The 24498-nt window shown below is 68.4% G+C and carries 16 protein-coding genes and 1 pseudogene; 4 read left to right on the top strand and 13 right to left on the bottom strand.

All coding sequences use genetic code 11. The features are described from left to right. The first annotated feature begins 62 nt into the window (after window positions 1–62). Both ABLE92_RS04850 and ABLE92_RS04845 read left to right on the top strand, forming a co-directional pair. The gene (locus ABLE92_RS04850; RefSeq protein WP_496560772.1) at window positions 63–1697 is read left to right on the top strand and encodes an alkaline phosphatase D family protein; all 1635 of its coding nucleotides are present in this window, start codon (window positions 63–65) and stop codon (window positions 1695–1697) included. 365 nt (window positions 1698–2062) lie between these two features. Further along, on the top strand, window positions 2063–3484 hold the full coding sequence (locus ABLE92_RS04845) for an amidase (RefSeq protein WP_348803527.1): 1422 nt from the start codon (window positions 2063–2065) through the stop codon (window positions 3482–3484). A gap of 22 nt (window positions 3485–3506) precedes the next feature. Here the strand turns inward: ABLE92_RS04845 and ABLE92_RS04840 are convergent, their stop codons facing one another. Beyond that, window positions 3507–4271, bottom strand: a complete 765-nt coding sequence (locus ABLE92_RS04840) for an HAD-IIB family hydrolase (RefSeq protein ID WP_348803526.1) — start codon at window positions 4269–4271, stop codon at window positions 3507–3509. A 103-nt stretch (window positions 4272–4374) separates the two neighbouring features. Next, window positions 4375–5655, bottom strand: a complete 1281-nt coding sequence (locus ABLE92_RS04835; protein WP_348803525.1) for a glycosyltransferase — start codon at window positions 5653–5655, stop codon at window positions 4375–4377. 89 nt (window positions 5656–5744) lie between these two features. Here ABLE92_RS04835 and ABLE92_RS04830 point away from each other — a divergent pair, with 89 nt between their 5' ends. Then, window positions 5745–8396 (top strand): cytochrome P450, encoded by a 2652-nt coding sequence (locus tag ABLE92_RS04830; RefSeq protein WP_348803524.1) that lies wholly within the window; start codon window positions 5745–5747, stop codon window positions 8394–8396. A gap of 29 nt (window positions 8397–8425) precedes the next feature. Here ABLE92_RS04830 and ABLE92_RS04825 read toward each other — a convergent pair whose 3' ends face one another. From ABLE92_RS04825 to ABLE92_RS04775, 11 genes and pseudogenes are all read right to left on the bottom strand, one after another. After that, a complete protein-coding gene (locus ABLE92_RS04825; RefSeq protein WP_348803523.1) occupies window positions 8426–9364 on the bottom strand; it encodes a UbiA prenyltransferase family protein in 939 nt (312 codons plus the stop codon). Then, window positions 9361–10362, bottom strand: a complete 1002-nt coding sequence (locus tag ABLE92_RS04820; protein WP_348803522.1) for a ScbA/BarX family gamma-butyrolactone biosynthesis protein — start codon at window positions 10360–10362, stop codon at window positions 9361–9363. Before ABLE92_RS04820 ends, ABLE92_RS04825 begins: the two co-directional genes overlap by 4 nt. Next, the gene (locus tag ABLE92_RS04815) at window positions 10359–11390 is read right to left on the bottom strand and encodes a hypothetical protein (protein WP_348803521.1); all 1032 of its coding nucleotides are present in this window, start codon (window positions 11388–11390) and stop codon (window positions 10359–10361) included. Before ABLE92_RS04815 ends, ABLE92_RS04820 begins: the two co-directional genes overlap by 4 nt. Continuing rightward, a complete protein-coding gene (locus tag ABLE92_RS04810; RefSeq protein WP_348803520.1) occupies window positions 11387–12466 on the bottom strand; it encodes an SDR family oxidoreductase in 1080 nt (359 codons plus the stop codon). Before ABLE92_RS04810 ends, ABLE92_RS04815 begins: the two co-directional genes overlap by 4 nt. Next, window positions 12463–12729: an acyl carrier protein gene (locus ABLE92_RS04805; protein WP_348803519.1), complete on the bottom strand. Its 267-nt coding sequence runs from the start codon at window positions 12727–12729 to the stop codon at window positions 12463–12465. The genes ABLE92_RS04810 and ABLE92_RS04805 overlap by 4 nt, the downstream gene beginning before the upstream one ends. Then, window positions 12726–16271 (bottom strand): AMP-binding protein, encoded by a 3546-nt coding sequence (locus ABLE92_RS04800; protein ID WP_348803518.1) that lies wholly within the window; start codon window positions 16269–16271, stop codon window positions 12726–12728. The genes ABLE92_RS04805 and ABLE92_RS04800 overlap by 4 nt, the downstream gene beginning before the upstream one ends. Further along, entirely contained in the window at window positions 16264–19092 is a 2829-nt protein-coding gene (locus ABLE92_RS04795) for a PEP/pyruvate-binding domain-containing protein (protein ID WP_348803517.1), read from the bottom strand. Before ABLE92_RS04795 ends, ABLE92_RS04800 begins: the two co-directional genes overlap by 8 nt. Before the next feature lie 220 nt (window positions 19093–19312). After that, window positions 19313–20548, bottom strand: a complete 1236-nt coding sequence (locus ABLE92_RS04790; RefSeq protein WP_348803516.1) for a winged helix-turn-helix domain-containing protein — start codon at window positions 20546–20548, stop codon at window positions 19313–19315. An 18-nt stretch (window positions 20549–20566) separates the two neighbouring features. Then, window positions 20567–21055, bottom strand: a complete 489-nt coding sequence (locus ABLE92_RS04785) for a dihydrofolate reductase (RefSeq protein WP_348803515.1) — start codon at window positions 21053–21055, stop codon at window positions 20567–20569. Window positions 21056–21166: 111 nt separating this feature from the next. Beyond that, on the bottom strand, window positions 21167–22006 hold the full coding sequence (locus ABLE92_RS04780) for a thymidylate synthase (RefSeq protein WP_348803514.1): 840 nt from the start codon (window positions 22004–22006) through the stop codon (window positions 21167–21169). Window positions 22007–22031: 25 nt separating this feature from the next. After that, a pseudogene (locus ABLE92_RS04775) lies at window positions 22032–22765 on the bottom strand (GAP family protein). A 267-nt stretch (window positions 22766–23032) separates the two neighbouring features. Between ABLE92_RS04775 and ABLE92_RS04770 the strand changes: the two are divergent. After that, window positions 23033–24478, top strand: a complete 1446-nt coding sequence (locus ABLE92_RS04770) for a nitrate/nitrite transporter (protein WP_348803513.1) — start codon at window positions 23033–23035, stop codon at window positions 24476–24478. Window positions 24479–24498 lie beyond the last annotated feature (20 nt).

The raw sequence follows: 24498 nt of genomic DNA, 5'->3' as shown, positions 1-24498 counted from the left end.
ATTCGGCGTCCACCGGATCGACACGGCCCGATCTCGGACGAACCGGCACGTCACGGCGGACGCTGTTGGGGTCCGGACTGGTCGCCGGCTCCGCCGCCGTCGTCGGAGCACCACTGGTGTCCCGGTCGCCGGCGGCGGCCGCTCCGGGCCACGCCGTCTTCGCCCATGGCGTCGCCTCCGGGGATCCGCTTGCCGACCGGGTGATCCTGTGGACCCGGGTCACGCCGACGGCGGATGCGACGCCGGGTTCGGGGCGCGGAGTCGCAGCAACCGTGGCCTGGGAGATCGCACGCGACGAGCAGTTCACCCATGTGGTGTCCTCCGGTTCGGCGGTGGCCGGACCGGACACCGACTTCACCGTGAAGGTCGACGCGACGGGATTGTCGGCCGACACACGCTACGTGTACCGGTTCCGGGTGAGCTCGGGTCCGGCCGCGGGCGCGGTGTCACCGACCGGACACACCCGCACCGCGCCGTCGCCCGACGCCGACGTCGCGCGCGTTCGCTTCGGCGTCGTGTCGTGTTCCAACTGGGAGGCCGGATACTTCGGCGCCTACCGTCATCTGCGCGACCACCGCGACCTGACGGCCATCGTCCATCTCGGCGACTACCTCTACGAATACGAACACGGCGGGTACACCGGCAAGACCGGCGCGGTGCGCACGCACGAACCCCGCAACGAGATCATCACCCTGCGCGACTACCGAATCCGGCACGCGCAGTACAAGACCGATGCGGATCTGGCGGCGCTGCATCGTCTCCTGCCCTGGATCTGCACCTGGGACGACCACGAATCCGCCAACGACGCCTGGTCCGGCGGCGCCGAGAACCACTCGGCCGACGAGGGTGCGTGGGCGGCCCGCAAGGCCGCCTCGGAGCGCGCCTACTTCGAGTGGATGCCGGTCCGGCCGGCCGCCGATGCCGGCGGCCGCCACCTGTACCGCCGCCTCCGCTTCGGGCGACTGCTGGAACTGTCGATGCTCGATCTGCGCACCTACCGCGACGAACAGTCGTCGGTGACCTCGAGCAGTATCGACGACCCGGCCCGATCGATCACCGGTCCCGCCCAGATGCGTTGGCTGACAGATGGTTTGGTCGAATCCTCCACGCGGTGGCGCATCGTCGGCAATCCGGTGATGATCAGCCCGGTGCTGCTGCCACCCCTGGACGCCCAGACGACCTCGGCCCTCACCGAGACCCTCGGACTTCCCCGGGAGGGCATGCCCTACAACCCCGATCAGTGGGACGGCTACACCGCCGACCGGCATCGCCTGCTGGACACGATCACGAAGAACCGTATCGACAATGTCGTCTTCATCACCGGTGACATCCACTCGTCGTGGGCGTGCGACGTCCCCGTCGACGCCGCGGCTTATCCGCAGAAGGGCTCGGTGGCAACCGAATTGGTGGTCACCTCGGTGACGTCGAGCAACATCGACGACATTCTGGGCGTACCCGAGCACACCGCGGGCACGGCCGTCACCACCGGCCTCATCGCCGCCAACCGGCACGTCCGGTGGAACGATTTCGACGCCCACGGCTATTCTGTCCTCACCGTGACTCCCGCTGCAACACAGATGGATTGGTACTTCCTCACCGACAAGACCGATCCCCGCACGGGCAGCTATCACGCACGGTCATACCGGGTCGCCAGCGGCGCCCCGCACGTCACGCCCGCGGCCGGTCCCATCACCTGACAACCTCCTCGACGGCCACCGCCACAGCACCGTCGCCTCGGTCACCGCCCCCTGACTGCGCCCGCAATTCCGTTGACAGCGCCCGGTTTTCCGTTGACAGCGCCCGCAACTCCGTTGACAGCGCTTGTCGAACGGCCCAGCCGCATCTCACCAGGTCTCGACGCCTCCTCAGCTTCGCTTCGTCGGGCTCGACCGACGGTAATAGGCAACCAGCGACAGCGTGAGGCGACCAGCGACAGCGCCCGGTTTCCGTTGACAGCGCCCGGTTTTCCGTTGACAGCGCCGGCAAATCCGCACCCCGGCACACATACACCGATCCCGCCGCATCGCACGGGCCTCGACACCTCAGATCGTTACCCGTCATAATGACCTGCGTGGTGGAGTTGGCGTTCAGTACGGTCACAGACCAGCGCAGGTGGGTGGCTGACGGCGTGGTCAGCGCCCGCGACCTCGTCGAGCACAGCCTCGCCCGGATCGCGCGCCTCAATCCGACTCTCAACGCGTTCGGTCACGTCCTGACCGACTCGGCTCGTGCGACGGCCGATGACCTCGACGCCCGGCGTCGCGCGGGAACCCTGCTCGGACCGCTCCACGGCATCCCGATCGCCGTCAAGGACGAGAACGACGTCGCGGGACTCCCCACCGCCTACGGGGGCGGCGCCGTTCTCACACCGGCACGCGACGACGCCGAGGTGGTGCGTCGACTGCGCGCGGCGGGAGCCATCATCATCGGCAAGACCCGGATGCCCGAGTTCGGGATCTGGCCGTTCACCGAGTCCGCCGCGCACGGGTGGACGCGTAATCCGTGGGATCCGACCCGCTCCCCGGCCGGGTCGAGTGGGGGTACCGCGGTCGCGGTGGCGTCGGGAATGGTGGCCGCCGGGATCGGTGGCGACGGTGGTGGATCCATCCGACTGCCCGCCTCCTGGTGCGGACTCTTCGGCCTCAAACCACAACGCGGCCGGGTTCCGACCGCACCCCACCCGGATCTGTGGCGAGCCCTGGGCACTCTCGGCCCGCTGACCCGCACCGTCGCCGACAGCGCGCTCATCTACGACGTCATCGCCGGCGCCGCCGACACCGACCGCTTCCGCGCGGAACCACTGGCCGGCACCTTCACCGAGGCCGCCGCGTCGACGCCGCAGCCACTCCGGATTCTGGTCTCCACCCGCAACCCGATGCGCGGCGGGCAAGCAGACTCCGAATCACTCGCGGTGCTCACCGCCCTGGCCGACCAACTCTCCGCCGCCGGCCATCAGGTGGTGCGCGATGACCCCGACTACCCGAATGTCGTGATCCCCTTCCAGATTCAGGTCGCTACGGGAGTGGCCGAGGAGGCGTCCCGGGTGGAGCATCCCGATCTCCTGGAACGCCCGACGCGTCGGATGGCCACGCTGGGCCGCGTGCTGCGCCCGTTCGTGGGACGCGCCGAACGCAACGCCGAGGCGACCGCACACGGCTTTCTCGCCACCCTGTTCTCCGATGTCGATGTGGTACTCACACCCACCACGTCGACGACAGCTCTTCCGATCGGCCAGATCGACCGTCACGGGTTCGTCGGTCTCGCACGGGCCGCGTCCGATGTCTCGTCGTACACGAGTATGTGGAATGTGCTCGGCAATCCCGCCGCTGCCGTCCCGGTCGGATTCGACCGGGCCGGTCTTCCGCAGAGCGTGCAGGTCATCGGCCCGGCCGGTGGTGAGCCGGTGGTGCTGTCGGCAGCGGCGCAGATCGAGAGCCTGCGTCGCGAGGAACTCCGGCGGCGCCCACCCCTCGACCACCTCTGAGCGCCCCCGGCGTTACCGCCGTTCAGTTCTCCAGCAGTGCAACAAGTTTCGCGTGGGTGTCTTCCCAGCCGTGCACGGCCACCGACTCGATACCCATGTCCTGCACGGGACGATCGTTGCCACCCTCATCCAGACGGTCGCCGAAGAACAGGATGTCGGACAGCTTCAGATCGAGGATCTCCATCAGCTTGCCGGCGCCGTAGGCCTTGTCGATGCCCTTACGGGTCACGTCGACCGACGTCGAACCACCGCTGCGCACCTCGAGATCGGGCAGCCGCTCCTGCGCGTAGGCACGCAGCGCTTCCTTCTTCGCGCCGTCCGGATCCCATGCCTTCTTGGCATCCACGGGCGCCGATTGGCCGAGCGCGGAGAACGTGATCTGGCTGCCACGATCCTCGAGGATCGGCCCCCAGGTCTCCGACTCCCACACGCCGAGTTCCTTGGCGCCTGTCTCCAGCGCGTCGAGGGTGCGCTGCTTCTGATCGTCGGTCAGGTCCTCGGCGTAGACGGTCTGCCACTGACCGTCGGACCATCGCACGTACTGGGTGCCGCAGGTGGGCATGAGGTGCAGGTTGGCGACGTCGTCGATGTCGCCGATCCGGTCGAGTACCTGGGCCCGGAACTGTTCGTAGCGGCCGCCGGAGATGATGCACACCAGGCTGCGCTGCAGCAGACGCCGCATCACCTCGACCATCGCGTCGTCGAGTGGACTCTTCGACGGGGCCAGGGTGTCGTCGAGATCGAACATGACCAGCCGATACTCGTGGCCGCCATAGGTCACCGACATTGTGCGCTCACTCCTCGAAACAGATCGCCCCACCGGGGCGCGGCGGGTGGACTTCGTGGAGATCAGGATGTCATGGCCACCGACACCCCCGCGCATCGACTCGTCACCGGGCCGCCGCCTCGACGATGTCGGCGGTACGTGCCGTCGCATCGGTGCGACATGCCAGACGCCCGGCGAACTCACGCGCACGTACCCCGACATCGGGTTCCAGCACCGTGCGCAGGGACGCGGTCAACGAGTCCGTGGTGAGCTTCACGAACGGCAGGTGGGCTCCGACACCGAGTCGCTCGAGTTGTGCACCCCACATCGGCTGGTCGAAGGACACCGAGCACACCAGGGTCGGCAGTCCGGCGCGCAGGCTTTCGAAGGTGGTGCCGATACCGCCGTGATGCATGGCCGCGACGCACCGCGGGAACACCACGTCGTGGGCGAGCGCGCCGGTCACCAGGACCCGCTCATCATCGCCGGGAGTATCGGCATCGAGATCACTCCATCCGGCACTGACCAGGATGCGGGTGTCCAGGCGTGACGCGACGTCGCGCACCATGTCCACGGTGGCCGCCGCATCCCGGATCGGCATGGACCCGAATCCGCAGTACAGCGGGGGATCTCCGGCGTCGATCCAGTCCATCACCTCGCCGTGTCCGTCGGCCATCTCTCCGACGGCCTCGCGGGCGTCACGCTCGAGCGGCAGGAACCCGACGAGGGGTCGGCGGTCGCCCCACTCCTCGGCGAGACCCGGGACCAGCGCCGGGTCATAGATCTGGATCTCCGGCACGCCACGCCGGGCACACATCTGGGTCGGTGTGGCGATGCTGCGTCGCAGGCCCAGTTCACGACGCAGACGGTTCAGGTACGGCAGGAACACCATTCGACGGAGGTTGTCGGCAATGGTCCACGTGGCCCGGTTCACCAGTGCCGGTGGCCGCAGATGAGCGGGAAGCGCCCCCGGAAACGGGTAGGTGCGACTCGGCCGCCCCGGGAATCCGTGCATGGTGACCAGCGGAATGTCGAATGCCTCGGTGACCGACGCCGCGCGGTCCTCGGTGAGCAGCGTCGCGACGACGACGTCGGCCCCCCGGCACACCTCGATGACCTCCGAGTTCATCTGGTCGGCATAGGCGGCCATCTGATCGCCGACCATCCGCATCAGCGCCAGGGTGCTGCCGGCAGCCAACGCCCGCTGGCCTTCGTCGGACGAATACAGTTGCGCCACATCGGGTCCGCACGCCACGGCGGACAGTCCGGCGCGTCCGGTGAAGTCGACGAGGTTGGGCGGTGCGCCCACCAGGACGTCGTGGCCCCGACCGATGAGTTCGAGCCCGAGTGCGATGGCCGGCTGCACATCACCTCGGGTGCCGGTGAGTGGTATCGCCACTTTCATTGTGCTGTCCTCCGATTCGTCATCCAGACGACGGCGCGATCGCCGACGATGCTGGCCGCGCACGGCCGGATGTGGTTACCCTGCTGGTGATGCACATCGCCATGTTCACCGATTTCCACCCCGACACCCTGGGTGGGATCTCGGTTGCCGTCGCCGACCAGGCGCGAGAACTGCGACGCCGTGGACATACGGTGACGGTGTTCGCACCGGAATCCGAATGCGACGAGCCGACCGCCGCGGCGGACCGGCTCGTCACCCTGCCACCGGTGTTCGGCTTGTCCGTCAACGGTTTTCCCGCGGTCTTTCCGACCCGGTCGGTCGCCGGTCTCGTCGACGAGCAGTTCACCCGTCGCGGACCGGTCGACCTGGTGCACGTGCACACCACCTACGGTGTGGGCGCCGCCGGGGTGCGTGCCGCTCGCAGGCATCATCTGCCGCTCGTCCAGACGATGCACAGCCGCGACGACGCCTTCGTCGAACTGACCTCGCCGGCACCCCTGCCGACCGCCCTCGCGATGCGAATCCTGCACCGCGCGGCCATCTCTCAGCGCGGCCGGGAGGAACCGTCCGATGCGGTGCCCGGTGCCCGAGGTGCCCGAGGTGCCCGAGGTGCCCGAATCACGGAATCGCGCGCCGCACATCACGTGTGGCACACCATGATCGCCCAGTGCCACGCCGCCGACGCGGTGATCACACCCAGCCACCACTTCGCCACGCGGCTGACCGATCACGGCTACGCCGGTGACGTGCGGGTGATCCCGAACGGCGTGGACGACACCCTCATCGACGAACTCACCGGATCGCGGCCCGACCCCGCGGACGGCCCGTTGCGCCTGCTGTGGTGTGGTCGGCTCTCCGCCGAGAAGCGGCCCCTTCAGGCGATCGAGGCCGTCGCCGCATCCCCCGGTGTCACACTCGATCTCATCGGCGACGGCGACCAGGTCGCCACGGCAGCCAACCGCATCGCCGAACTGGACGTCGCCGATCGGGTTCGTCTCCTCGGTCGGAGGGACCGCGCCGCGGTGATCGCGGCGATGCGTGGGTACGACGCACTGTTGTTCACCTCGGTCGGGTTCGACACGCAGGGACTCGTCCTCACCGAGGCGGCCGCCGCCGGGCTCCCGGTGATCCACAGCGATCCCGACGTCGCCGAGAGCATTCACGCCGACTCGGGATTCCTCGGTGGCACAACCACATCGACGATGGCCGGGCTGCTGGCCGGGCTCGCCGACGATCGCCGTCCCCTGCGGGAGGCCGCCGATCGCCTGTCGCGGCTCGGTTCGTCCGCCATCGCCGGCACATCGCCCGTCCGGCAATCGGAACTGAGCACCGAGATCCTCGCGTTGTACACCGATCTCATCGACGACGCCCGGGCGCGACACACCCACCTGCCCGCGACACCCGACGAGGTTCCCGTCGCACCCGGCGCGGTGCCGGTTCTCGGGCACAGCGTGGTGGCGTTGCGGCGTGGTCTGCACTTCATCCGCACCCTCGGTTCGGTGGGCCCGGTGGTGCGCCTGGACCTGGGGCGCACGCCGGCGTATCTGCTCACCACGCCGGATCTCATCCGTCAGGTCGGCTTCCGCACCGCCGGCGAGTTCCATCGCGACGACCTCGCGCGCGCGATGCACGAGGCCATCCGCGAGGCCTCCAACGTGCTGCACGGCAGCCGACATGAGAAGCGCCGCAGGCAGATGGCGCCCGCCCTGCGGCAGGGCCGGCTCGCCCGCTACGCGATCACCACCGCCGCGCTGGCCGACTCGTGGTCGCGCCGACTGCCCGCCGCGGACACCGTCGACCTCACCACCGAGGCACACGGACTGATCCTGGAGACCGTCACCTCCACCCTGTTCAGCGCCGATTTCGGTGCGGCCGCCCTGCAACGTGTCCGCGACACCGTGCCCTGGTTGCTGGGCGAGGTGATCGTGCGCGGTGCGCTGCCGGCGCCGGTGCAACGTCTGCGCATCGTGGCCAACCGTCGCTTCGCCCGACGAGCGGCCATGCTGCGCAGCGAGATCGGCACCGTCGTCGCCGCATACCGCACCGAGGTCCGCGATCACGACGATGTGCTGTCGGTATTGGTCGGCCACACCGACGACCCCGCCGACGGATTGACCGACGACGAGATCGTCGACGAGTTGCTGTTGATGGTGGCCGCCGGAGTCGGTTCCACCGCTTCTATTCTCGCGTGGGTCTGGTACGAGATCCTGCGGGCACCGACGGTGACGACGCGGGTCGTCGACGAGGTGACGCGGGTGGTCGGTGACGGCCCGGTCCGTGCCGACCACCTGCCCGAATTGGTGTACCTGCGGCGGGTGGTCCAGGAGACCCTGCGGATGTGGAGTCCGTGGATCAGCAGCCAGAACGCCGACGGGCCGGTCACTTTCGGCGACGACACCACCGGCCGGCTGCCCCTGCCGGCCGACGCGATGGTGATCTACAGTCCGTACCTGGTGAGCCATGATCCCCGCTACTTCGCCGATCCGGAGTCCTTCGATCCGGACCGCTGGGCGCCCGGGCGGGTCGAACACATCGACAAACGGGCCAACCTCGCCTTCGGCGTCGGCGAACGTCATTGCCCGGGAAGCAACTTCGCGATGTCGACGATCCTGCTCGCCACGGCGGCGTTGTTCGCGCACCGGACGCCGCGGCTCGCCGACCCGCGCCCGGTTCGTCCGTCGACCACCGACTTCGTCGCGTCGCCGTCGCATCTGCGGGTGCGACTCGAGGACCGTCGGTGACGGCAGCATCACCGTCGTCGTCGAACGCGTCATGACGCCGGCACCACCAACACGGCCACGATCAGTTCGAGATACAACGCGAGCACGAAGATGACGGCGGGTACCGGCGAATAGTCGTCGCCGCCACGGCGGAATGCGACCGCGGCCGGTCCCGGGATCATCGCGGTCGCCAGGGGCAACCACCCGAGGGCGGCGGGCCATCCGCCGAACTGCCACGGCGCCAAGGCGACGAGGCTCGCACCCACGGCGACGGCGACCAGACCGAGCGACACCCCGACCGCAGGCCACGCCCCCACCGCGTTGGAGTAGTACATCTCCCCCGGCCGGGGTCTACGGGAGATCTTGCGCGCGAACTCGAACTGCAGAAACGCGGCGGCGACGATCAGCACCGCCCAGCCGACCCGCCCGTCGGCGTCGATCTGACCGGTGCCGATGCCCGACACCAGCACATAGCCGGCGATCAGGAGCTGTATCGGATACGTGATCGCCAGGTTCACCAGCACGCCGTCGCGCAGCGCCGGCCACATCGACTCCGCTGCCCACAATCCCAGCCCGTAGGCCAGGACCACCGCGATGGCCACCGCCGATCCCCACGACAACAGCGCCGACACCCCCACCGCGACAACACTGATCACCGCCATCCCGACGCGCAGATCGGCGGCAGTCACCGCACCGGTCACCAGCGGACGATCGGGATGGTGCAGACGGTCGTACTCGAGGTCCTTTTGTTCATCGACCATCCGCAGGTAGAGCAACACGATGACCACGACGACGATCCGCACCACGGTCGCCGCGCCGGGCCGCCACTGCTGACCGCTCAGATGTGCCGCGGTGCCCTCGAATGCCAGGGTCCACAGGATCCCGTACAGCAGGTACTGCGGCTTGTACATGACCGCGGTGAACCGGACGAGCCGAGTCGCCGAGACACCTCGCGGCGTCGTGCCCCGACCCCGGTCGATGATGCTCACCGGTCCCGCGCCGCGTCCGGGGTCACCGCGACATGGATGTCGGCACAGCGTCGACCGTCCTGCTCGATGCTCACCAGCACCGTGGTGACCCCGTCCGCGGAGGTGACCCGCCGCGCCACGCACACCGCGGGCCGATCCAGCTCGACGAACTGTCCGAATGTGCTGTGCACGGCGGTGATCCGGCCGGCCGGCACACCGGACTCCGCACCGGACACGGTGAGCGCGACCTGCCGCGCGGCCTCCAGCAGCAGGCTTCCGGGCACGTGGTCGAGATGATGGTCGAACAGTCCGCCGTGGTCGATGTCGACGACCAGCGGTGCGCTCGGTGTCCCGGCCGCCGGGTCCCATGAGCCGATGACGACGTTGCGGGGATCGTTGCGACCCACCGTCTCCGCCGAGATCGGATCGGGCATCGTGATCGGCCCGATCTCGGCGCCGCCACGGGCCTGCGACCGCAACGCGCGCCATTGCTTCGGGGTGGTCCACGAGAACGACCCGTCGACGGTCATGAGATGTGCGCCGTCCAGGCCGATGTCGAGGATGAGATCGAGCCCCCGCAGACGTTCGGCGGCGACATGCCGATTCGCCACGCGCACAGCGATGTCCAGGTCGGCCGGTGCGCGACCGATCTCCCACGCGGATCCGGGCGCGGCGAGCCCGTTGAAGGTCCGCACCAGAAATGCGCTGTCGAGCGGGACGTCGAAGTAGGTGTGGGTCAGTGCGATCGACGCCTGCCGCGCCACCTCCATCACTATCAGCGGATCATGGTGTCCGGCTTGGGCTCCGAGGTGATCGCCGTAGTAGGCGTGCATGCGCGGCAGTTGCGCACCGACGACGAAGTCGGTGTCACCCCGGGGATACGGTCGGGCGAGCGAGGTGACGAACACCTCCGAGACCGCGCAGCGGTGCACGAGCTCACGGGCAATGGTATGAGAGTGGGTCGAGATCGTCTCGTGCACAGCGTGTTCGGTTCGTGAGCTCAGCGGGTCGGTACTCATCGTGCCCTCCGGGTGGTCGAGAAGGTGGTCGGTGTGATCGGCGCCGAGGCCGCTGCGCGCACCTGCGGATCGCCGATCATCGGCAGGACGTGGGAGCCGAGCACGATCACCGACCACGGGTCCATCGGCGTCTCCGACGCCCATGCGGTGCGAAGGAGTGCGGCACACGCCGCGTCATCGTCGGAGGCACAGCCGATTCCGGTGCCAGCGAGGTCGTGGCGGATGCGGCTCAGTGCGGCGTCCCGATCGAATCTCCACGCGGGGACCTGCCGGTAGAGTTCCTCGACCAGGCTCAGAGCCGCTGCGGCACCGTCGGATTCGTCGGCACCATCGGAGTCGTCGGCCGGGCGGAGCATGTCGGTCAGACATCGTTGCCGCGCCGCCTCATCGGAGATGATCGCCCATTCCCGCAGCACGTCGATCGGCGCATCCGGGGTGTGCACCAGGTTCAGCAGGTAGGTGTGGCGTCCGAGGATGTATCGCAGTTGGCCCGGCTTCCGTGCCGGCGGTTTCGTCGGACCCTTCTCCCGGGTGAGCCGTTCGGTCGCCGATTCCGCGCCGGGAGCGAAGCGAGCGGGCGGCGTCAATCCCGCGCCGGGCGGCTCATCATCCTCGACGACGAGCACCATCGCATCGCAGATGCCGACCAGCAGGTCCGCGAGTCGTCGTCGCTCCGGTGACGCGGTCGCCCAGGACCGCGCCCAAAGTGCCCGCGCGAGATGACGATCCGCGGGTACCCGGGCGGCATGACGCACCCGCCACCCGCGGTCGGCGAGCCAGACCAGAGTGGGTTGCACGGCCCGCGCCACGATCGCATCGGGTTTGATCAGCAGCAACGAGCAGCGCGTGGCGAACCACCGCGGATCGATTCCGGCACGGTCGAGATGCTCGATCGCCTCGAGGACGTAGGTGTCCGCGAGCAGATCAACGTGGCGTTCGGTGGGCACGCCGAGTGCGACGAGGAGGTCCACGGTCGAGCGAGGTGCGCCGACCATCTCGCGTGCCGGGGATGGGACGGGAGCATTCATCGTCGACCCCCGAGTCGGGCGAGGATCGCCTCGACATCCGGCAGCGGCGCGCCGAGGTATCCGATGTCGAGACAGTGATCGAGAAGCAGCCGCAGGTACTCGACGTCGCATTCCGGGGACGGGCGGCCCAGGAGTGCGTCGGCGTGGGTGGTGTCGAAGGACAGGCGCCGCGCGAAGTAGCTGGTGTAGAGCGATCCGACGCGGAGGTAGTAGTCACGTTCGATCGCGTCGAGGGCGTCGACGTCGAAGGCCGAGTCGGGGACGAAGGTGGCCACCGCGAACGACGGGTATTCGGCGAGGACGTCGGACAGCTCACGCAGGGTCAGCGGGTGGGAACCCACGGCGTGCAGCGTCATCCCGTCGAGGTCGTCGGCGCGCAGCGCCGCGGCGGTGACCACGTCGGCGACGTGGTCGACCGGCGCGAGGGAGATGGTGGCGTCGTATCGCCCGGGCAGGGTGCGCAGCTTGCCCTCGACCATCAGTTTGACGACGGTGTAGAGGTTCTTGTGGTCGCGGATCGCACCGTCGGCGGTGGTACCGGTGACGATGCCGGGTCGCACCGTGACCGCGCGCAGCCCGTCGGCGCGGGCGTCGTCGACGAGCTGCTCGGCACGAAACTTGCTGTGCTCATATCGGGTGCCGAATCGTTGACCGGCATCGAGGTCGTCCTCGGCGATCCGGCCGGTGCGCAGCCCACAGACGTAGGCGGTGGAGACATGCACCAGCGGCACATCCCAGCGGCGGGCGAGTTCGATGGCGTTCGCGGTCCCGGCCACGTTGAGCGTCGCGTACTCCTCGTCGGTGGCGTCGAATGCGGTGGTCGCGGCGCAGTGCACGATCGCCCCCACCTCGCGCCGCAGATCGTCGGCGACCTCGCGGACCCGCGCCCCGAAACCGCGTTCCCGGACATCGCCGGCGACGACGCGACGCGGGGCGATGAGCGCACCGTCGTTCGCGACGAACTCACCGACATTGTGGGTCAACGCGATCACCGGCGTCCCGTGTGCCTGGAGGCGGGCGATGACCTCCACGCCGACGAGGCCCGCGGCGCCGGTCACCAGAACATGATCATTCACGCCGCACCCGCCTCGACCGCCCGGGTGATCACGGCGATCACATCGTCGACGGTGCGCACGCCCGCCAGTTCCTCCGGCGGTATCGCGGCGAGGGCGAAGCGCCGCTCGAGGACCATGGTCAGTTCGATCAGCCGGATGGACTCGAATCCCAGATCCTCGCGCAGACGTGCGGTTCCCAGGAGATCCTCGGCGCCCACCGCCGCTCCCGACGGCGGAACCATCGCGGCGATCACTTCTCGGACACCGGCGCTCACCCCGCTCATCGCTGCACTCCGTTGTATGGCTGCGCTCCGTTGTATGGCTGCGCTCCGTTGTATGGCTGCGCTCCGTTGTATGGCTGTGCTCCGGTGTGTGGCTGCGCACCGCCGGTCCCGACCAGGTCCTGCGCTTCGGCCAACGGCAGCGGGACCCCGAGGTGGGTGCCGATACGAACCCAGTCGTAGGCGATCGCCAGGGTGGCGCGCCACTGCTCCTTCGAGTCGAAGGACGACGGGAATCCGGCCCCCTCGACCCGGGCACGGACCTCGCCGAGGAGCCCGTCGAGAGTCTCGACGCCGGCCAGCGGATCACCCCCGTCCACCAGGGCCCGCCAGTGCAGCGCCGACGCCACCTCGAACCGCGTCATCACCTCGCGGTGTCCGGCTCCGTCGGGGAGTAGACGCCGCAGCGTCGCGGTGGGTGCGACATCGGGCGGCAACGGATGAATACCGTTCGAGGACAGCATCATCCGGGCGGCCATCGCGATCAGGCGGTCCGCGGCGACCTGCGCCACCGCCCCCTGGCCACTCTTGACCGCCCCGACCAGATCCTCCCGCGCGTTCTCCGCCACCACATTCGACCACGTCAGATCCAGTGCGGCGGAGACGAATCGGGGCGCCGGCAGCGGCGAGAGCACAGCGATGCCGACCTCGGGCCGCGCCGCACCGGTCAACCCCACCAGCGGTTGTCCCACGACGGGCGACGGTGCGTACGGCGGCGGCGTGTACGGCGGCGAGGGTTCGCACATCGCCATCGCGGGTCGTAGGGCGCCCGCGTCGCGCCAGTCCAGGCCCACCAGCCCGAGACGGACGAACTCGGCGATGCACGCGCGCACCGACGGCGACGCGACGCCGTCGGCGACCTCCTCCAGTGCCGCCGCAGCCCGGTCGAGCACCGCCGTCAGTGGCTGCCGGAACACCACCTGACGCCACACCCGGGCGGCGGTGTCGGTCAGCGCGAAAACCTCGGCGGCGGAACGGATGACGTGGATCCGGTCGGCGACCGTCCACGTCGTCACACCCGGCATCCGCGTCAGGCGCAGCCGATCGGAATCGCACCATCCGTCCGCGTCGACACCTAGTGCGGTCGAGGTCTCCGCGACGCGCACCCACCACGACTCGTCGAGTCCGGGATTGTGGCGGGCGTCGTCGGCGAGGCGACCAAGCCGGGCGATCAGATCGGCGTCACCGCGTTCGGCGGCCCGATCGAGTTGGCGGGGCAGCCATTTGGATTCGAGGTAGGTTTCGCCGTGGGCGGCGCACCAGCTCTTGGCGGCCTGTGTCAGCGCGTCGACGGCCCATCCGGATGCCTCGTCGGCGCAGTCCAGAACACGCAATGCCACCGCCTGCCGGAAGGCCTGCCGGGCCCGATCCGCCCACCACGAGGTCAGTGTGTCGGCGAATTGCTGGCGCGACAGGATGTTTCGCAGTTCACCCAGATCGACATCGGCACTCTCACGGATGGGCGTCGAGTTCAGGAATCGCTGGCACCGGTTGAGCAGGTCCTCACCGAGTTCGTCGACGGTGCCGGCGGACGCGTGGCGTGCCACCGTCTCGAGTTGCTCCCGCAGCTGGGCCACCGACCGCGTGCGGATCTCGAGCCGACGACCATCGGCGAACAGCACCGAGGGCAGGGTGGGCATCTCGTCGTCGCCGGCCGCGATGACGAGGAAATCGACGTCGGACCCCTCATTGCCGAATCCCTCGGCGAGCGATCCCTCGAACACCACCGCGCACGCGTCGGGCATCGTCACCAATTCCAGTGCGGAGTCCAGCAGTTCGGTGACGCGCTGCGCGGCCAGGGTCGGGGTCGGTGCCGGGTGGGCGCTGGTCCCGTCCACGTCGTGGGTCAGGGCACCGTCGAGCGCACCGGCGGTGTGCAACTGCCACATGTGTCGGCGGCGGGGTTTGCCGCTGGAGGTGCGGCGGATCAGGCCGCGCGGGCCGGTGACGATGGTGACGGTGTGTGCGGGGCCGAGTTCGGCACGAATGATGGTGCGGGCGGCACTCATCCACTCCCCCGGGGCCGCCTCGGCGAACAGTGCCACGCCCCGGTCCCGTGAGTCGGTGACGGCCACGGCGGCGAGTTTGCCCTTGGTGATGCCCGATTCGGCGGATACCTTGGATTCGAGGTCCTCCATGAACACAGACCGCCCGCGGACCTTCAGGCTCGATCCCATCCGGCCCAACACGAACAGTTCATCGTCGAGCAGGAATCCGGCATCACCGGTGTGGAGGACCCCGTCGATGATGCGGGTGCTCCCGGCCGCCGGCGCGCGGTCGTCGGAATAGCCCGAGGCAACCGAGCTGCCGGTGACGATCACCTCACCGAGAACCCCGTCGGGGAGCGTGTCCCCGGCGTCGTCGACGATCGCGACCTGTGAACGGCCCGTCGAACAGCCGAGTCCGGCGATCCAGCCGGTACCGGAGTAAGTTGCACCGGAAGAGAATTCGCGGGTCTCGGCGATGTCGACGGGGTACCCGAAGCGCAGTCCACCCACGCCCGGACGCACCAGGGTAATCGGTGCGTCCCGGCGCGAGGAGGAGACCATCAACGTCGACTCCGCCAATCCGTAGGCCAGTGTGACGGCGTCGGCGTCGAATCCGCACGGACCGGCGAGGTCGGTGAACGACTGCAGGTCGCCGATCTCGACGGGTTCGGAACCGACGGCGAGCGTTCGCCATCCGGACAGGTCGAGGTCCGCGATCTCCTCGGCCCCGACGCGGTGCGCGAGGTAGCCCAGCGCGAACGAGGGCGACGGCGTGTGACGCGCGACGGTCATCGCACGTAGCCACCGCACGGGGTCACGGACGAAGTGATCCGGCCGCATCAGGTGGAGATCCTCCTGATTGGTCACGGTGGTCAGGAATCCGCCCACCAGCCCCATGTCGTGATAGAGCGGCAACCAGGATGCCATCGGTTCGCCATCGCGCCACCGGAGCAGCTCGCTGATCATGGCGGTGTTGGTGGCCAGGCTCTCCCAGGAGATCTGCACTCCGCGCGGTGTGCCGGTGGAGCCGGAGGTGAACTGGAGCAACGCGCACTCGCCGGCCGGGCCCCACACCTCGTCGAGGTCGGCGCCATCGCTCGCCGTTGCCGCCGGGTCATCGGTCACCTCCAGCAACCGGCAGCGCACACGTGACAACTCGAGTGCCTCCCGCACGAGCCCGGCGAGTCCCGGTTCGGTCACCACCAGCCGTGGCCGCGCCTGATCGATGATGGCGGCGACGTGGGACCGGTACTGGTCGAGATCGGCGAATGTCGGCGGCGCGATGGGGGTGAGCACACCACCGCACACCCAGACCGCATAGAACGCCGCGGCGCAGGTGTGGTCGGTCGGCAGGATGACGCACACCCCGTCGCCGCCGGCGACGCCGTGCTCCCGCACGTCCACCGCGATCCGCACCGCATGATCGGCGATGGCGCCATAGGAGCGGAACGTCCACTCCTGCCCCTCCCCGGCCAGATGAATGCCGCGGTCGCGCGCCGGGTTCCGTAACCAGCCCCGGATGACCTCGGTGGCGCTCAGGTCGTCGAGTTCACGCATGTCGCTCCTCACGAAGTGGTTCGGCGTCATCGGCCGCGTCCTCGGGTACCGACTCCAGCACCGTCACGGTGCCCACGGTGCCGTCCACCCGGACCCGCATCCCGCTGCGCAATCGGGCCGTCACGTCACGCACCTGTACGACGGTCGGCACGCCGAGTTCCCGCGCGACGATCGCGACGTGGGTCAGGGGGCTGCCGCGTTCGATCACCAGGGCCGACGCCGACGGCAGCGCGGCCACCCAACCGGGATCGGTGCGGTAGGCGACCAGGACGCCACCACGAACATCGTCGGGCCGCGTGACCACCGCGGCGGTGGCCTCGGCGACCCCGGCACACGAGGGGGTGCCGACCAGCACCGAGCCGGTCGGTGCGGGCGGAATCGACTCGAGCGGCACCCAGCCCTGCTCCGTGAGCTCGGCGTCGTCGAACTGCGCGCCGACGGTCACGAAGCGTTCCGGCGCCACGAGCGCCGAATCGTCCAGGCGCGCCGCCCGTCGTGCGTGCACCATGTCAGCGATATCGTCGGGGGGCCCGGATTCGTAACACCGGCGCAGTTCGTGCACCGTGAGGTCGAAGACGTCCTCGAAGTGCTCCAGCACTCCGCGCTCCACGAGGTCACGAGCCATCACCCGGATCAGTCTCTTGACCATCCCGAAGGCCCTGGTGCGCGCGAATCTCAGCCGCTCGCGGTGCGCCGCGCATCGGGACACCTTGGCGCGCAAGCGATCATAGATGCGCCGCCGGACACCGGCCAGGTGCTCATCGAGATACTCCTGCGCTGTGGGAGTCGACGAACTCCCCGCGCCGCTGGTCACCGACGAGTCCTGCGCCTGCGTCATCGCGCTGCGCACCATCACGAACACCGACGACGGATCCTCACGCAGATCGGGGATCTCGAGTTTCAACTCGTCCAGACTCCGATACCCGTAGCGGCGCAGGTAGTCCTCGACCGCGGCGAGGAACGCGGAGTGCCCGCCGGCGACCAGGGCGTCGTGGCACCGCGCAGGTGCGGTCGTCTCGACCAGGTGCCGCACCGCGGGATCGGCGGCCGCGCGCCGGGCCAGGTCGGTCATCGCCCGGGCCGGCTCCGCGGATTCGACATCGGCACCCGGGCCGAGGACCGCATAGAGAAACCACTCGGGGGCCTTCGGCAGAAACACCTTCGTCAGCAGGTACATCGAGCCGGTGAGCGTCAACAGGATCGCGTCGAGCACCATCAACGGGCCCCACCGCCGGACCAGATCGGCGTCCACATCCCGATAGGCGGCGTAGGCCTGCGCTCCGGTCACCGAGTCCAGATCCAGTTCCTCGAAGCGGTCGTAGACGCGATAGAACTCCTCGAGGAAGTCCGCGACGATGGCATCGATGTCGCGCAGCCGGCGCAGATAGGTGACCGTGGTGACCGCACGTCCGACCACCCGATGCAGCGGCGTGGCGAAGTCGTAGGGTCGCAACGTCTTTGCCCACGCGGTGTCCAGCGGTTCGGCCACGCCGAGTGCGGCCTCGAGGACCTTGCGGTTCAGCGGGTACCCGGGCGCGATACCCACCATCCGGTACCAGTGCACCAGGTTGTAGTAGACCCGGCTGTGAAAGGTCCCCAGCATCACCGGGGTCCACCGCGCGACCTGCGCGAGTTGGGCAGGCGGCACACGCAGTGATTCGGCGTAGCCGAGGTAGACCCGCCCGTAGATGTCGGCGGCGGTGGTGAACGTCAACGGTGAGGTGATGCCGTTGAAACTCTCGATGATGTTGGAGTTGTCCCAGATTCGCTTCTCATTGTCCCCCAGCACTTCTCCGGCACCACGCACAACCGCACCGCGCACAACCGCCTCGCGGACAACAGTATCGCGGACATCGCCATCGCCACGGTGTCCGCCGCCGTCGGTGGGCGCCGGCGCCGACGCGGTCACCGGCCGCGCCTGCAGGTACCAGAGGGTGCCACCGCTGATCGCCCACTCGATATCCTGAGGCGACCCGACGGAGTCGGCGACATGGTGTGCCGCCGAGGTCAATTCGCCGATCTCGGCGGAGGTCAGTACCACACGCGCCCGCTCGGTGCTGCCGACCGGCTCCTGCCGCACTCCGCCGTCCGGATCGGGTCGATGACGACTTTCCTTGGCGCCGATGACGGTATCGCCGATCACACCATCGGCGTCGACGATGTAGGTGTCGGCGTCCACCGCACCCGACACCAGGCCTTCGCCGAGACCGTACACCGCGCTGATGACGGTCTCCTGTGCGCTACCGGTGATCGGGTTGCAGGTGAACACGACTCCGCTGGCATCGGCGTCGACGAGGTGTTGCAGGATGACGGCGACACCACCGGCGTCACCGCCGCCGCGAGCGTGGGAATAGGCGATCGACCGTGGCGAGAACGCCGACGCCCAGCATCCGCGCACGGCGTCGATCACCGCGGACTCACCACGCACGTTCAGGAATGTGTCGAATTGGCCCGCGTACGAACGATACTCGCCGTCCTCGCCCGCCATCGACGACCGCACCGCCACCGCAGAGCCACCGACCCGCGAATATGCCTGTCGGATAACCTCACTCACGTCGGCAGACAGGGCAGAGTGGATGATCTCGTCGCGTACTTCGGCGGCCGCGACGAGGGCGTCGTCGAGTTGGCCCGCGGTCCGGAGTCGGTGTAGACCGGACGAGAGTCCGGTTTCGAGCACCACCCGATCGAAGACATCGGTGCCCAGGACGATCCAATCCGGTACCTGCAGACCGCTTTCGGACAACAGACGAAGGCCACCGGCCTTGCCTCCCCCGCGTCCGGCCAGCTCTGATTGTTCGCTCCACGGACCCAACAGGTGCACAGCGTTTCCTCTCCGGAAGTCTGGTCCTTTTGTCACACTAAACGGCTCTCCGCGATGTATGTGCCGTCTCGCCGAATGCACGAAAACGGAGAAAATGCACCACGCGCCACCCCGACGACACCGCCGCGTCCCATCGAGACCGTTGCCGGGCGTCGGCGCGCGTCACGCTCACCCGGTCTATCGATGATGACGCCGTGCGCGCTACACGACGACGACGCAGTCAGTTGAACGTTCGACGCAGTACCGCGCCGAGCGATCCACGACCACCGATCTCGACATCCCCCATGCCGAGCCATTGCGCCAGCTCACGCAGGTGCGCACCGAGATTCTCCGCCACCTCACCCGGGTCGTGACCGTCTTCGACGAAGGCGGCGGGCACCATCAGAACGCCCCGGTGACGATCGGCCTTGAGATCCACCCGGGCGGCGATCCGGTCACCGAGCAGATACGGGTGCACGTAGTAGCCGTGGACGCGTTTGTGCTCGGGAACGTAGATCTCGATGCGGTAGCGGAAATCGAAGATCCGCTCGGCGCGCGGCCGGAAGAATACCAACGGATCGAACGGGGAGACGATGGTGCCATGGGGCGCGCGTGGACGTTTCGCGCGGACCCCTGCCTCCGCGGTGACATGCAGGTAGGCCGGATCCTTCCACCCTGATACCGAAACCACCTGTAGGTCACCGGATTCCACCAGATCGGCGACGGCCGGGCGGACATCGACCGCTTTGAGGCGGTAGTAGTCGGCCAGGTCCGCGACGGTCGCGACACCCAGAGCGGCGGCGGCGCGGGCCACCAGTTCCCGATGTGCGTCCTCTCGCGGGACATGCCGGGCACAGATGTCGCGGCCGAGGACGCGTTCGGCGAGGTCATAGTGACGGCCGAACGCGTCGTCGCGGGTGGCGGCCAACTCGCCGGCGGCGAACATCGCCTCACACAGGTGTTTGACCTCGCCCCGGTTCCACCAGCCGCCGGACGGCGCCGGATCTCGTTCGATCCCGAGTTCTGCCTCGATGCGCCGGGGAATCATCGGCCCGGTGGCGGTGATCACGTCACGAATGTCGGCGGCCAGGGTTCGGTTGCGCCGCATCATGTCTCGGGTGTGTTGATACCGACCGTCGCGGAACTGCGCCATCCGGAAACCGAACAGGGGCCAGTCGTCGGTGGGAATGAGCGCCGCCTCATGCGCCCAGTATTCGGTGAGCAGCCGACGTCCGCGGCCCGGTTGCCAGGCCGCACGGTCGAGCAGGCCTCGGTCATAGGCACCGAGCCGACTGAACAGCGGCAGATAATGCGCACGGACCGCGATGTTCACCGAGTCCATCTGAAATAATTTGGTGCGCTGCACAACTCGTTCGACAAGTCGCATCGTCGGCGCACCGGTGGGCCGACGATCGGTGAAACCCTGCGCGGCCAGCGCGACACGTCGCGCCTGCGCCGGCGTGAGATCAGCGGACATCCACCGACGACGCCTCGCTCACGAATGCCGGACGTAATCGAGGAACCGGTAGTGGGTGCCGGTGCTCGACCGTTGCCACTCCCCCGTGTCGACGGTGTCCCAGCGCAATTCGTCGACCGACGGCGCAAAGGCGTCGGCGCCGGTGACGAGCATGTCGATCTCGGTGACGCGCAGGTGAGTGGCCCGGTCCATGACGGCCGAGTAGATCTCCCCGCCGCCGATGACCACCACATCCACCCCGGCCGTCGCGATCGCTTCCTCGACGGTGTGCACGACGTCGGCGCCGTCCACCCGATAGTCCACCGAACGGGTCACCACGATGTTGCGTCGCCCGGGCAGCGGACGGAACCGCGCCGGCAGCGACTCCCAGGTCTTGCGGCCCATCACCACCGCGTGGGTGCCGGTGATCTCCCGGAACCGGGCCATGTCCTCGGGCACCCGCCACGGGATGGTGTTGTCGCGGCCGATGGCCCCGGCCCGATCCTGCGCCCAGATCAGCGTGATCATGCCGTCCAGCCTACCGTCGAGTGGGCGCCGAAATCCGTCGAGTGGGCGCCCTACCCCGTCGAGTGTGCGCCGAAATCCGTCGAGTGGGCGCCCTACCCCGTCGAGTGGGCGTCAGACGGCGACGGGCGCCTTGATCCCCGGGTGCGATCGGTATCCGAGCACCTCGATGTCGTCGAACTCGTAGTCGAAGATCGAATCCCGGTGCCGCAGCGCCAACGTCGGATACGGGTACGGCTCACGCAAGAGCTGCCGGGTGACCTGCTCGATGTGATTGTCGTAGATGTGGCAGTCGCCGCCGGTCCAGACGAACTCTCCGACGTCGAGTCCGGCCTGCTGCGCCATCATGTGGGTCAGCAGTGCGTAGGAGGCGATGTTGAACGGCACGCCGAGGAACAGGTCGGCGCTGCGCTGGTACAGCTGGCACGAGAGTTTGCCGTCGGCGACGTAGAACTGGAAGAACGCGTGGCACGGCGGCAGCGCCATCTGCGGGATCTCGCCGACGTTCCATGCCGAGACGATGTTGCGTCGCGAATCCGGGTTGGTCTTGAGCATGTCCAGGGCCGCCGAGATCTGATCGACCTGCTCCCCCGACGGCGTGGGCCAGGACCGCCACTGCACTCCGTAGACGGGGCCCAGCTCACCGTTCGCGTCGGCCCATTCGTCCCAGATGGTGACGCCGCGCTCCTGCAGCCAGCGCACATTCGAATCACCCCGGAGGAACCACAGCAGTTCGTAGATGATCGACTTCAGATGCACCTTCTTGGTGGTGATCAGCGGGAAGCCCTGTGCCAGGTCGTATCGGAGTTGATGGCCGAACAGGCTCCGGGTACCGGTGCCGGTGCGATCGGCCTTGGGCGTGCCCGTCTCGAGGACGAGTCGGAGCAGGTCCTCATACGGCGTGGGAATCTGCGCGGCGGCGCCGGTGGCGGCGATGTCGGTGGCCGTTGTCACGCGGTCCAGTGTAGGGCGCCCGACCTCAGATGACCGTGAAGGCCTTGAGGAGGAAGTACACGCCCACCACCAGCAGCGTCACGATGGTGATCGGCGACATGTGGTGTTCGAGCCATTCCCGGGTGCGGGCCAACGGGGCGTCCAGCCGTCGGCCCCCGACCACCGCGACCAGGACCGGGATGACCACCCCGGCACTGGCGATCAGCGCGAACACGGCGATCACCGCCCACGCCTGCGGCGCTACGAGTTCGGAGGACCGGACCAGGACGGCACCCGCGCCGAGGCACAACGGGATGTTCTTGATCACCACGACGCCCTCGGCCGCACCGAGCCCGAGCGCACCGAGCGGCGACATTCCCGTCACCCGACGGATCAGCGCCGACTCCTCGTGCGGCTCGTCGCGTCGGGGCCGGCGAAACCACATACCACCGCGAGCACCAGGAAGAACACACCGATCACCGCGGTCAGGATGTGCACGCCGTCGTCGGCGACCTCGACGTCCTCCTCCTCGGCCACGTCGGTGATCAGGTAGGCCACCGCGGTGACGGCCGCGATGACCACGAACCACCCGCCACCGAACAACGCCGCCTTGAGGCGTCCTCGCTCGCCGAGGAGCAGGACGATGCCGCTGACGATGGTCAACGGTGCGATGGCGAGCGCGATCGCAATGGGAAGGATCGATCCGATCGCCGAGACCACTCGCACCACTTTCGTCGCACTGTGTGCCGGTCGGAGTACCGGACGCAGAACTCCCAGCATCACACGGTACGACGGCGTGTGCACGCTCCTGCACACTTCGCCGGCACGGTTTCGCCCGACATCGGGCCCACAATCGGTCTCACACTCGCCGCCGCGGGTCGGTGAGCAGAAAGTGACCGCGGGTTCACGCTGAGAAAAGTCATGGCAATCCCGGCTTCCTACCGTTATGGACAACCTCGTCGCCGTCGACGAGAACTCCCCCATCTGAGAACTCCGCATCTGAGGACGCCTCAGCCGACACACGCCCACCCCGAGGAATGACGCCCGATGGCTGCCTACACCTACACCCGCAAACACCACATCACCGGCTGGGATCCCGAAGACCGCGACGCCTGGGACAGCGGCGGCGCGCAGATCGCCCGCCGCAACCTCACCTGGTCCATCGTCTGTGAGCACATCGGCTTCTCGATCTGGTCGCTGTTCTCGGTGATGGTCCTGTTCATGACGCCCGCCTACGGCATCTCGGTGGATCAGAAATTCGCGATCACCGCGACCGCCGCATTCGTCGGTTCGTGCCTGCGCATCCCCTACACCCAGGCGACGGCGAAGTTCGGCGGGCGCAACTGGGCGGTCTTCTCCGCGGTGGTGCTGCTGATCCCCACCTCGCTGGTGATGGTCCTGATGCTCAACCCCGGCGAGTTCGGATTCGGCTGGTTCCTGCTGGCCGCGGCGCTGACCGGTCTGGGCGGCGGCAACTTCGCCTCCTCGATGACCAACATCAACGCCTTCTACCCGCAGCGACTCAAGGGCTGGGCGCTGGGACTCAACGCCGGCGGCGGCAACATCGGCGTCCCGATCATCCAGCTCATCGGCCTCGCCGTCATCTGGCTGACCACCGACCGCCCCGAGATCATCTGCGCCATCTACCTGGTGGCACTGGCGTTCGCCGGCATCGGCGCCGCCGTCTACATGGACAATCTGGATCATCAGACCGCCAGCTACCGCTCCATGATCGACTGCCTGAAATACCGCGACACCTGGCTCATCTCGCTGCTCTACATCGGTACGTTCGGCTCGTTCATCGGATTCAGCTTCGCGTTCACCCAGGTCCTGCAGCTGAGCTTCAAGTCGTCCGGCGCGGCGAACCCGACCCTGGCGGCGGCACAGATCGCCTGGATCGGTCCGCTGCTCGGATCGATCGCCCGCCCCTACGGCGGCAAACTCGCCGACCGCTTCGGCGGCGGCCGCATCACCCTGGCCTGCTTCGGCGCCATGATCGCCTCGGCCGCCATCCTCGTCGTCGCCGGCACCATCGCCGACGGTCACCCCGCCCACCGCATCGAGACGCCGCAACTGGCCGCCTTCATCGTCGGATTCGTCCTGCTGTTCCTGATCTCGGGGATCGCCAACGGCTCCGTGTACAAGATCATCCCGACCGTCTTCGAGCACAAGGCCCGCGCCAACACCACCCTCGACGCCATGGGCAAGGTGATCTGGTCACGGAAGATGTCCGGCGCGCTGATCGGCATCGCCGGCGCCCTGGGCGGCATGGGTGGCGTGGGCATCAACCTGGTCCTGCGTACCAGCTACAAGGCGAATCAGTCTGCCACGGCCGCATTTTGGGTGTTCCTCGCCTTCTACGCCCTGGCCGCGGCGGTCACCTGGTGGTTCTATGCCCGACGCGAGATCCACCTCGACGACGCCGAGGTGACCACCGGACCGAGCGCCACCTCCGACATCACGGTCACCGCACCCAGCGACGCCCGCGTCTGAACCACGCCCACCCAGCCCAC

This window comes from Gordonia oleivorans, from assembly GCF_040044975.1.
In the GTDB taxonomy this organism is placed as follows: Bacteria; Actinomycetota; Actinomycetes; order Mycobacteriales; family Mycobacteriaceae; genus Gordonia; species Gordonia oleivorans.
The sequence above is the reverse complement of the archived record's forward strand: the minus strand, read 5'-3'. Positions and strand labels throughout refer to the sequence as shown.